The sequence below is a fragment of the Tolypothrix campylonemoides VB511288_2 genome (assembly GCF_045999855.1).
Taxonomy (GTDB): domain Bacteria; phylum Cyanobacteriota; class Cyanobacteriia; order Cyanobacteriales; family Nostocaceae; genus Scytonema; species Scytonema bouteillei_A.
Map to the genome: position 1 here is coordinate 444769 of NZ_JBFPMW010000005.1, position 11440 is coordinate 456208.

Consider the following 11440-nt stretch of genomic DNA (forward strand, 5'->3'; position numbering starts at 1 on the left):
TATTTTCTTGCGTATGCTGACATAAATAATGTAATATTTATTACTTAAAATTCTTCTTAAGAGAATTGAAGCGCAGCACTCTTACAGAAACCGCATTTTCTTGTGGAAAGGGTATCCTTGCACTTCGGATCTCCTTCCCACAGCCAATAAGATTTATCTGGGAAAGGCAGAGGGCAGAGGGCAGAGGGCAGAAGGGAGGAATAAGTATTAAAGGTAACAAGTAATCCCCTCTATTCCGTCTGACCTCTGCCAAAGGGGTATAAAACCCCACCCTACGGGTATGTGCAAGGCACACGCTTCGCGAACAGCAGTCGTCAGGGCGCGGGAAACCCCTCCGGGTTCGCTAGTTGCCAGGGCGCGGGAAACCCTCCGCAGGCACTAGTCTCACCGCCTGCAACGCTGCTTCACCGTCTACACGGTGTCTACAATCGGTTGGGGTCAGAATCCCCAACAGAAGTGAGCCTTCTGCCATCTGCCTCCAGCAAGGCTGCCTTCTTCAAATTTCACCTGCCTACACACCCACAGGCTAGCCTTAAGTATTTGTTCTTACTTACGCACTTGAGCACGTTCTCCGTAACGTAGTAACCGATCTATTGTAGTCAAACGATTTTCCCAAACTTTGATTTGGTACAAATTGTCTTGAGAAGGAGCACGCATTAAGATTCTAAATTGAGACACAAAGCGAGTCAGTACGGCTTTTGCTGCAAGCAAATTACTGGAATTAGGCTCTTTCGCTAGCCGATCTAAAGCACTTTGTACAATATTTGCTTGAGAATGAAATGTTGCTAGCGTTGTGGAAGACATCGGTAACTTATTATTTTGAAACAAAAATTTCCATTCTCGTTGTAAAGCAGAGTAGCGGATTGCAGCCGTTTGAAAAGGTTGGCGGTGAGGAATGAGTTCTTGTGGTTTGGGTTGAACGCTACCTTGAGTTGCACTAAAGACTTTGTGTAGGTCATTGCCAAAGTTTTCGGCGGCAAATAGAGCATAACCAATGACGGGCAAATCTCTCAGTAGTTGAATTTGATCGAATGCTCCTACTGTAGGCAATGAAAGCAAGCGAATTCCCGGTACTAATAGCGCTGACCCCAGTTGAGAAGATCTGATCCAAGGTTGTGCCAGTCGATCAAAACGAGCTGTCTCTAAAGCGTAGGTCATGGGAACGATCAAATCTATATCCCCATTCTTTGCCCAAACTTCCCATTGTTGTTGAAGTTTTTGAATGCGTTCTTGTTCTTGTAAAGGAAATACAGCCGCTGACAAAATCAAATTCGGTCGTTTTTCTCGCAGTTGCTTTGACAGTTGTGCAACAAATGTATTGATTTGAGAAGTCCGAAATTCAGTCCACTTTTGCCATAATTCTCTGTCTTTAGGAGAAATGTTGGCTGGATCTACACCAGTTTGTTGTTGGAACTGCTCTCTAGCAGCTTTGCCGTAACCATAAGTCCGATTAGCCGATGGGTCTTGAAAGGGATAGCGAATGTAATCTAGTTGCAAACCATCTACGTTGTAATGAGTGACGATTTCCTCATAGAGATTCAGTAGGTATTGCCTTAATTGGGGATTAGCTGGGTCGAAGAACGGCTTACCCTGTCCTGCTGGAATCATCTGACCGCGATTGTCGTAGCCCGCCCAATCGGGATGAGCAGCAAGCACGGGTCCGGGATACTCAGGGTTAAGGTTCAGTAATTTATTATGATTTCTGTTACCTGCCGCAAATGCCCAAACCCAGGCGTGTAATTCTATACCTCTCTCATGAGCTAGCTTAACTGCACTTTCAAGGGGGTCCCATCCTCGAACAAGTGGGTTTTGTTGTGGTGCAATTTTACTGGGATAAATTGTGTATCCGGCGTTGACTGTTTCAAAAAATACAGTGTTAATTCCCGCTTGAGCGAATTTATCAAAAATAACAGCCAACCCCTGTTCGTTCTTAGCACGGACGATTGTGCCGCGATCGAGCCAGACAGACCGGATTTCTGGTGGAGCAAGTCTTTGGTCGAGAGGAAATTGTTTCCATAGATTTGCTCTTGCTATTTGCCACTGCTGACGGGCAAGGGCATAGTTTTTTTGTGCAATTAATTGAGGCAAGTTTTTAGCAACTGCGCGGGCATTATCGATAACTTGTTCTGGATTGGAAACCAGTGAACCTGGTGTTGTGGATGCAACTTCTGTTTGTTGCGCCTTCGCCGCTTGGGCTGCGTTGGTGTTTCCGTTAATAACTGAAGCTGATAAACGAGAACTCTCTACTCTACCAATTAGGTTTTCAAGCTCGTGTTGGAGTGCGATCGCATCTGATGAGCTGATGGGCGATTGTGAGTAGGGGTCAACATTAAATCGTACTCTTTGTTCTAATTGGTCGATTGCTTCGTCTGATTTTGGTGTCGGTGCAATGTTAATGGGGGGAGTAGGGGAGCCAGCGCCATACGGGGGTTCTCCCCATTGAGGCGACTGGCGTAGTAGGGAGAGGGGAGCAGAGGATGGAGATGGGGCGGTGGGGAGTGGGGGAGTAGGAGAAGTTTTGGATGAGGTAGATGAAGAAGTTGTTTGTCCCCTTGTGTCCCTTATCCCAGAAGTAGAGGGAAGCGTTGCTACAGTGGGACTACAAGTTCCCGAACCCCCTTTTACTCGAGATGGAGCAGTTGTAGGTTTCTTGAGAAAACGGTTGACACTTGTTTGCAACCAAGCTGTATCTAACTCTGGTGATGCAACAGCATCGACTCCCCAACGCCAACCAAAAAATGTAGAACGATCCGTAGCTACCACTGCGACCGGGCTATCTTTAGAATCCCAAACAGCAGCAGTTTGAGTTGTGGCTAATTCATCGGGAACAACCACACCACCGCGTATCTTGCCAAAAAGTTCCTTTTTATCTGCCCAGACCTGAATTTTTTGTTTTGATGGAAGTTGTAACTGTTGTGCGTTTTCAAGGCTAAATCCCCAATACCCCCCCAACAGTGTACGCAAAAGCTGTCTAACTCCTGGTGCTGATACACTTCCTACCGGACCGCTGGCAATTAAACGTCCTCCTTTGCTCATCCATTCTTCTAAAGCAATAGCTTGCGCTGGAGCTAATGACTCAACATTAGGCATAAATAAGATAGTGCGATCGCCCCAATCCGCAGCACTCCTCACATTCCACAAGGGAATTACACAGTACTTGATTCCCGCAGTCTGCAAACGGTTTGTAATGCCCGTCCACTGATTTGTATTTTCTGTACTTTGGACAATACTGATAACTGGTTCTGGAGTTGTTGCCGTAGCGGGCAAAATTAGTAAATTAAATAGTAAGAATTTAAAATTAAAAATTAAAAATCCTGCTTTTTGAATTTTTCGTTTCCGATCGATCACTATAAACCTCCATATGCTAATGGCTAATAGCTAATGGCTAATAGCTAATGGCTAATTGCTGGTTGCCCACCGCTTCAAGCTTTTGGTGGGCATTGACCACCCTACGTGTATTCAAAAATCAAATAAAATTGCTAATTATTAAATGCTATGAGCTATGAGCCATTAGCCGTTAGCCATTAGCCATTAGCATTAAAATTAATTCTTCAACTCCTGACACTGGAAATACTTTTGTACCCAGTGCTTGAGCCACATCATCAACACTTATATCATCTAAAAATACTAATTCGCCATGTTTCAGCATGACACTTGGCAACAAAATTCCATTTCCTAAGTCTTGCCCCTTTAACTTTAGGAGCAAATCGTGACCGGTTAGCAAGCCCGTGACGCTGATGTTCTGTCCCCAGTAGTCACTTGACAAAGCACACATACTTACCTCTAATCCCTCAACTGAGTTCAATCGCTTGATAATTGGCTCAAATGCTTGTTCTACTGCGTTACCCACAACCCAAGTAAATTTTCTAGGTTCAATTTTTGGTGGTAACAACCGATCGGCTGTTTCTGAAAATTGTCTCAGAAATAAACGAATGGAACCAACACCGTTATCGATTTGCGGATAGTCTGCATACTCGGATTCTTCTGGCAATTCCTCTCTAGCAATAAGAAACCACTCATCAGCTAACCAAATACAGTTTTGACCGTATTTTTTCTGAAACTCTCGTTGTAGCGATCGCACTTGCTGAATTGTTTCCCTTGCCTTTTCCGTACTTACGGGTATCAGTTCGTCTTCTGGCGGGCGAAATTTTGTTAAACCCACTGGTACTACTGCTACAGAGGCAACAGCAGGGACTTCACCTGTGTGAAAAGAAGCTAAATCTCTGAGTGTTTGTTCTAAATGACTGCCATCATTGATACCAGGACAGACGACAACCTGTGCGTGAATTTGAAGTCTTCTTTCTTGGAACCACTGAATTTGCTGCAAAATTTGACTGGCTCGGGGATTTTTTAGCAATCGGATTCTGACTTCTGGCTCTGTTGCATGAACGGAAACATAAAGGGGTGACAACCGCATATTTTCAATACGCTGCCATTCTCGTTCTGGTAAATTTGTAAGAGTTAAGTAAGAGCCATATAAAAAACTGAGCCGATAGTCATCATCCTTCAGATATAAACTAGAACGTTTGCCGGGAGGTTGCTGGTCTATAAAACAGAAGGGACAGTGATTGTTGCACTGAATTAAATTATCAAAAAGCGCTGTTTCAAACTCTAGCCCCAAGTCATCATCGAAGTCTTTTTCAATTTCTATATAATGTGTTTTACCAGCAGCGTCTAACACTTCCAATTCCAGCACTTCATCAGCACATAAAAATTGATAATCTATTAAATCTCTGGGCTTTGTACCGTTAATGCTAACAATTGCATCTCCCGGTTCAAATCCAATTTCTGCGGCGATAGATTCAGATAATACTTTAGTAATTCGGGCAGGATGAATAATAGCCATTTTAAATAGGATTATATGGTTAGTGGTTAGTGGTTAGTAGTGAGTGGTTGGTGGTACAATGAACAGAAAAATTATAGTGTTTTTCTATCACAGTCTCTAAGAGCCAACAATTAACAATTAACAATTAACATCAGTGAAAAAAATTATCTCAGATAACCGTGTTGTAGTGGCAACTTTACTGCTCAGTGTAACACTGGTGTTCTTAATAGGAATTTCTTTATCTTTTGGGGCAGTTGCCTTAACTCCATCCCAATTATGGCAGGCAGTACTTCGTAAAGGCGATACGCTCGCTCAAACTATTATCTGGGATTTACGGTTACCTCGAACCCTAGCAGCAATGCTGGTGGGTGCAGCTTTGGGAATGTCTGGCGCACTGCTTCAAGGAATGCTTCGGAATGGACTAGCCGATCCTTTCTTGCTTGGTATTTCGGCTGGGGCGGGTTTGGTAGCTGTCCCAATATTTGCTCTGGGAATATTGCAAAGTTGGATTCCTTTTGCTGCATGGGTTGGTAGCCTATTGACTACCTTGTTCGTTTATCTTCTGGCTCGCAGTGGTGATGGTATTTCTATCGAAAGGTTAATATTGGGTGGAGTTGCTGTGAGTTCGTTATTTGGAGCAATTCAATCGGTTTTGTTGCTTTTAGCAGAAGATGGACAGATCCAAGCAGCGTTAAGTTGGCTAATTGGCAGTCTTAACGGTAGGGGATGGAATCTAGTTGCGCTTGCGGGACCTTATATTTGTATAGCTTTATTGCTAGGGTCGCTACTCGGTCGCAGTCTTAATTTATTAAATTTAGGAGATGACTTAGCAGTTGGATTGGGAGTTTCCTTGGCGCGATCGCGTATTACGATTGGTGCTGTTGCTACACTACTTGCTGCTGGTGCTGTGAGTGTCGCCGGATTGATTGGCTTTGTTGGCTTAATCGTTCCCCACGGTATCCGCTTGTTTGTTGGCACAGATTACCGATTTGTTTTGCCTTTAAGTGCTGTAGGTGGCGCTTTAGTTTTAACAGGAGCCGATCTGCTTTCTCGCTTGGGCGCTGTAGAATTACCAGTAGGTGCAATCACCGCACTGCTGGGTTCGCCTGTATTTATTTGGTTACTGTACAACCGCAGATGACAATCTTAGAAACTCACGCTCTTACTGGTGGATACTCAGGCAAACCCGTTATTCAAGATATTTCCCTCACACTTCAAGCGGGAGAATGGTTAAGTTTAGTCGGTGCTAACGGTTCGGGAAAATCCACCCTGCTAAAACTGATGAGTCGCTTGTTGAAACCGCAAACAGGATCTGTACTCCTTGACGGACAAGCTATTCATACTCAAAAAGCAACAGATGTTGCTAAAAAGTTGGCTTTACTCCCACAACAGCAAACAATACCTCCAGGATTGACAGTAAAACAGTTAGTCTCTTTAGGACGCACGCCCCACCAACCTTGGTGGCAATGGGAGTTAGATGCAGAAGATAGAGAGAAAGTAGAACAAGCTTTACACCTAACACAGATGCAAACATTCCGCGATCGCTCTGTAGAACAATTATCGGGGGGTGAAAGACAAAGAGCATTTTTAGCACTTGCATTAGCCCAAAATCCACAAGTGTTGCTCTTAGATGAGCCAACAACTTATTTAGATGTACGCTACCAATTGCAGTTATTAGAGTTGCTCAAACAACTTAACCAAGAACAAAATATATCTATCATTACAGTGCTGCATGATGTCAATTTAGCAGCTAGGTATAGCTCTCGTATTGCTCTAATTTATCAAGGAAAAGTTTGGTCTGTAGGAGAACCCAAGAGAGTATTAACACCAGACAATTTAGCTAATGTTTTAGGTGTAAAAATTGCTGTAATCGAAACACCAGTCGGTTTGCAAATTTGTTCTTTAATGGCAATTGACTAAAAATATGAAGGATAAGAAAAATTGATATACAGATTGAGAAGACTCAATTTATTTAGAATATTTACTTCATTCTTTAGTTGATATATTTTGAGGTGTTATTATGAAGCGTTATTTAATATTGATTGGACTATTTATCTGGATAATTTTTGGGATTTTTGCTTGCTCCAATACAGCAAACGAGCAGGCAAAAACTTTATCAGAGACAAATACTACTGCTGTGACACAGCAACCCGAGCGATCGGTGGAAAAAGTTGTTACGCTAACATCTCTATCTACAGATATTATTTCTAGATTGGACAGTAAAAAAATTGTGGGAATGTCAGGTAGCAACTTATTTAAAAATGACCCACGTTTTAAGGATATTCCTCGTGTCAGCGAAGGTCAAGCACCACCAAATCTAGAGAAAATTTTAGCTTTGAAACCAGATTTAGTTATTGGTGCAGAGGGTTTTTCCAATCAAACAACGAACAAACTCAAAGAGTTAGGTATTCAAACTCTGCTCACTAAAGTCGATAGTTGGGAAGGGTTAGAAGATTTAACTAAAACATTAGCAAAGATAGTGAATGCAGATCCAACACCACTTTTAAAGCAGTACCAAACTTTTTTGCCCGATAAACCAATACAGAAGGAATCTACTTTGGTACTAGTCAGCCGCCAACCGATTTTAGCACCAAATAAAAAAAGCTGGGCTGGCAATTTACTGGATAAATTTCAGGTAACAAATTTAGCAGAAGATTTACAAGGAAAAGCACCGATACCCGGTTACATAACTCTTTCTGCTGAGAAAATTTTGGAAGCCAATCCAGAAGTTCTCATTATTGTTAGCCCTCAACCTGGGCTTTTAAAATCTTTTCAGTCAGAATCTTTTTGGAAGTCCCTAAAAGCAACAAAAAATAATCGAGTCTACGAGTTTGATTACTACGGGCTTGTCAATCCTGGTAGTATTGATGCGATCGCAAAAGCTTGTCAGCAATTAAAAGCAGTTTTGCTAGGGTAATTAATTTTTGCTCGTTTCCTGGCTCCTGCTTCTTAGTTAGCGAAAACTTCAGTCTAAAACCCCGTCTTTTTCAGATCTCTTTCCCAAGCTCCGCCTGGGAAAGAGATCTAGTTACTGATTAGTCAAAATTCCTGCTCCAATCAACCCTAAAATCACGATACCAAAGACTAAGCGATACCAGATAAAGACCCAAGTGCTTCGGGTTTTTAGAAAACGTAACAAACCAGCGATCGCTAAATAAGAAAAGACTGCTGATGAAACTGTTCCAACGATCAAGGGAACCAAATTATCCCCAAAGCCAAGTTCAAACAAACCTTTTAACTCAACTAAACCAGCTAAGGTAATAGCAGGGATACCTAACAAAAAGGAAAATCTTGCGGCGGTTGCTCTTTCCAAACCAATCAATAGTCCTGCTGTAAGTGTAGAGCCCGAGCGGGAAACACCGGGAATGAGTGCCATAGCTTGAGCCAATCCCATCGATATACCATCTGACATTTCCAACTGGCTGAATTCCCGCTTGCGCTTGCCCAGTTTTTCTGCAATACCCAACAGTACAGACATGAAAATTGAGGCAATGGCTATTGCTCCTAGACTCCGTAAGGGGGAATTATCAAAGTCGGGAATCAATTTTTTAATTAAAAGTCCACAAACAATGATTGGCAGTGTTCCTATCAGAATTCCCAAACTCACGCGGAAGTCTTTGTCTTGGTAATCGGAACGGCTAATTGCTTTTGTTGCTCCTACAACAAGTTGTGTCAAATCTCCCCAGAAATACCACAGTACTGCAGCAATACTCCCAAGCTGAATAACGGCTGTAAAAGCGACTCCCGGATCGCCCCACCCAAGTATCACTGGCACTACTTTTAAATGAGCCGTACTACTGATAGGTAAAAATTCCGTAGCTCCTTGAACAAAACCCAAGACGAGGGCTTGGAAAATATTCATATGCTGGGCTCCATTGGCGCTTGTAGGCTGAGTGCCAAAAGCTTTTAACGGTTCTAACGCAATCGAGAGCGCGGCAGATGAAACACTTAAAATTACAAATAATTGACGTTTTGATAAAATCATTCAGTTTACCTTGCGATCGCCATCTGTATCAGTTCTACAAACAATTTCACAAATGCTTCCCTACAGAAACTCTCCAGTAAAAAAGCACTTAAAAGTATAAAGGTTAAACGATCAAAGATTAGAACAGCTTACGTAATTTTACTAAATTATCAACTTTAACCTATTTTTGTGAGTTTTTTCACTCTTAATATGAAGAAAGTATGAAGAGTTAAGGTTTGATTGCCAACATGGCTGGTAATTGGTAGCGATTGCTAGTTACTGTTAACATTTCCTTGCAAGTAAACATCGCGAACAGGAAAAGGAATTTTGATTCCTTCTTTTTGATAGCGCTTGTGTAATTTTTTCACAAACAAATGTCTGGCAATACGTTGATCGAAAAATTCACTCACTCGCATATATAGCGTAAAATTAATACTAAAATCGGCGAATTCTTCAAATCTTAAATACGGCTCATTGCCCATCAATTCAGGGGCTACTTCTTGCATGACTTCTTTTGCAACTTCTACAGTGACCCTTTCAACATGTTCTAAATCGCTATCGTAGGAAACTCCTACATTCATTATCAGAGTAATTTCTTTAACTGGAAGATGATAGTTTGTAAAAATTGCAGTAGCTAGCTTCGAGTTAGGTACGATAATAACGTTGTTAGACAGCTCTTTAATAGTGGTGTTGCGCCAAGTAATATCTGTAACATAACCCTCATGATTGCTAGTATCTAGCTTCACATAATCTCCCGTTCTGACTTGCTTGGAGATAATTAAATAAAACCCAGAAAATAAATTGGCTAGTGTGTCTTGAAGTGCTAAACCAACTGCAATACCTGTAATACCTAAAGTGGTAATAACAGGTGTGATTTCTACGCCTAGTGTTTGTAGTAAAATGAGTATGCCTAGAACTAAAATAGCAGTTTTGGCGGCATTAGAAATCAAAGATGCTGAAAGTCCTTCTGTTCTCCGTAAATAAAGATTGATAATTCCTGCAGTGAGTCTAGCAAGAACTAAAGTGACAGAGTATAAAAAAGCAATGGTAATAATTTTTTTCAGAACATCTGTAATTTCTGGGTCTGCACGATAACTAATAACGGCACCATAAAAACCAGCTAGCGTACACCAAATAAACGGCATACGATTTAAGGATTGAATCAGTATTTCACCAATTGGGAATTTTCTGCCAAATGCAATCTTTTTGAGTTTTCTAAAAATAACTTGTTCGCCAATAATTCCACTAACTAAGCCAATCAGAAGAAATCCAATTGGCACAATCAATTGCATCATCATGATTTTCAACTTTTGATTTAGGGAACGATAGGTTAGAGTAATTTTGTAACATTTACTACAGAAAATTACCCTATTTGCTGAAATACGGTTTGAAACCGCATATAGTTATTTATGAAGACGATATAGGAGACTTCCAAATAAAAAATTTCCCAATATTGCTTGTGGTAACGAGAGCATCGCCGTGCGGTGAATCTAGCCCTTCAAAAGGGTATCCCACGCCCTGGCAACTGGCGGACCCTTATAGCCCTTGCGGGTATAGCGCCTGCATTATCGCGCAGCGTCTCCGTAAGAAGATAGCGGAAATCTCCCTGTTGGGGCGACTGCGGGGCTTCTACAGCTGACAATATAAGACAGGCGTCCCCACCCATCCCACAATAGGGATAATTTGTTTCTTGGAAATCCCTAGTAGAGTGCAAACTTTATAAGTCTAGCGAATGCAGCCTTGGAAACGGATAACTCCCCCAAGACGAGCAAAATAGGTGACTGCTTAATTTTTATTTTACAATGTTGGCTTTCTCTTGTGGAGCGAGGTTCTAGCCCTGTCTAATATAAGGGGTGGGAGGGTAACGTCTGACGAACACGCGTTCTTTTGACGGAAATTGCAGTCGTACAGCAAATAATTATTAACTATTGACAAGATAGCAGCGGTGCAGTAGACGTTTACAGCAATTTTAAGTTAAAGTTGTAATGAGTTTGTTTTAAATTAGGGTGTGAACAATCTAGGCTTGAGAAGCAAAAAATATACGTCACTTCAACCAGCCGTTGCCCCAGTGCTCCAAAGTTCCTCTTGGGGAGAAGTGAACTTAGAGGAGCAAAAGCGCAAGATACATAAAATAACAAATAAACATTTAACAGGGATAAGAAACCTATTAATTTAAAAAACTTAAAGTAAATATGCAAAAACAAGCGTTATCTACACAACCAATTCGTTCTCTAGAAGATGCTCTCGATCGCTGTCAGAAGCTTGGTATGCGCGTGAGTCGCCAGCGCCGTTTTATTTTAGAACTGTTATGGGATGCACAAGAGCATCTTTCTGCCCGAGAAATTTACGATCGCCTAAACTTGCAAGGGAAAGGTATCGGACATACCTCTGTTTATCAAAATTTAGAAGCTTTATCCGGTCAAGGCATCATTGAGTGTATAGAACGCTGTGATGGTCGTTTGTATGGCAATATTAGCGATTCTCACAGTCACGTTAACTGTTTGGACACCGATCAAATTCTTGATGTTCATATAGAACTTCCAGAAGATTTCATTCGCAAGGTAGAAGAACAAACAGGTGTTAAAATTACCGATTACAGTATTAACTTTTACGGCTACCGCAATAACAAAGAACAGAATGAGGGTTAGTGG

Annotated in this window: 8 protein-coding genes; 4 read left to right on the forward strand and 4 right to left on the reverse strand. The window is 41.6% G+C overall.

Annotation, left to right across the window (positions count from 1 at the left end):
- Nucleotides 1-546: 546 nt before the first annotated feature.
- On the reverse strand, nt 547-3348 hold the full coding sequence (locus AB0756_RS18370) for a family 10 glycosylhydrolase (protein ID WP_050045923.1): 2802 nt from the start codon (nt 3346-3348) through the stop codon (nt 547-549).
- A gap of 169 nt (nt 3349-3517) precedes the next feature.
- Entirely contained in the window at nt 3518-4846 is a 1329-nt protein-coding gene (locus tag AB0756_RS18375) for a TIGR03279 family radical SAM protein (RefSeq protein WP_038081101.1), read from the reverse strand.
- 133 nt (nt 4847-4979) lie between these two features.
- Between AB0756_RS18375 and AB0756_RS18380 the strand changes: the two genes are divergently transcribed.
- The 3 genes from AB0756_RS18380 to AB0756_RS18390 all read left to right on the forward strand — a co-directional run bounded on the left by AB0756_RS18380 (nt 4980) and on the right by AB0756_RS18390 (nt 7742).
- Nucleotides 4980-5966 (forward strand): FecCD family ABC transporter permease, encoded by a 987-nt coding sequence (locus tag AB0756_RS18380; RefSeq protein ID WP_038081102.1) that lies wholly within the window; start codon nt 4980-4982, stop codon nt 5964-5966.
- Nucleotides 5963-6745 (forward strand): ABC transporter ATP-binding protein, encoded by a 783-nt coding sequence (locus AB0756_RS18385; protein ID WP_038081104.1) that lies wholly within the window; start codon nt 5963-5965, stop codon nt 6743-6745. The genes AB0756_RS18380 and AB0756_RS18385 overlap by 4 nt, the downstream gene beginning before the upstream one ends.
- 100 nt (nt 6746-6845) lie before the next feature.
- Nucleotides 6846-7742 carry an ABC transporter substrate-binding protein gene (locus AB0756_RS18390; protein ID WP_038081106.1) on the forward strand — a complete coding sequence of 299 codons (897 nt, stop codon included), beginning with the start codon at nt 6846-6848 and terminating at the stop codon, nt 7740-7742.
- Between the two features lie 111 nt (nt 7743-7853).
- Here the strand turns inward: AB0756_RS18390 and AB0756_RS18395 are convergent, their stop codons facing one another.
- Both AB0756_RS18395 and AB0756_RS18400 read right to left on the reverse strand, forming a co-directional pair.
- On the reverse strand, nt 7854-8810 hold the full coding sequence (locus AB0756_RS18395; RefSeq protein ID WP_038081107.1) for an undecaprenyl-diphosphate phosphatase: 957 nt from the start codon (nt 8808-8810) through the stop codon (nt 7854-7856).
- 251 nt (nt 8811-9061) lie between these two features.
- The gene (locus AB0756_RS18400) at nt 9062-10084 is read right to left on the reverse strand and encodes a mechanosensitive ion channel family protein (protein WP_038081191.1); all 1023 of its coding nucleotides are present in this window, start codon (nt 10082-10084) and stop codon (nt 9062-9064) included.
- An 897-nt stretch (nt 10085-10981) separates the two neighbouring features.
- On the opposite strand from AB0756_RS18400, the gene AB0756_RS18405 reads away from it, so the two are divergent.
- Complete coding sequence (locus AB0756_RS18405) at nt 10982-11437, forward strand: Fur family transcriptional regulator (protein ID WP_038081108.1); 456 nt, start codon at nt 10982-10984, stop codon at nt 11435-11437.
- The last annotated feature ends 3 nt before the right edge of the window (nt 11438-11440 follow it).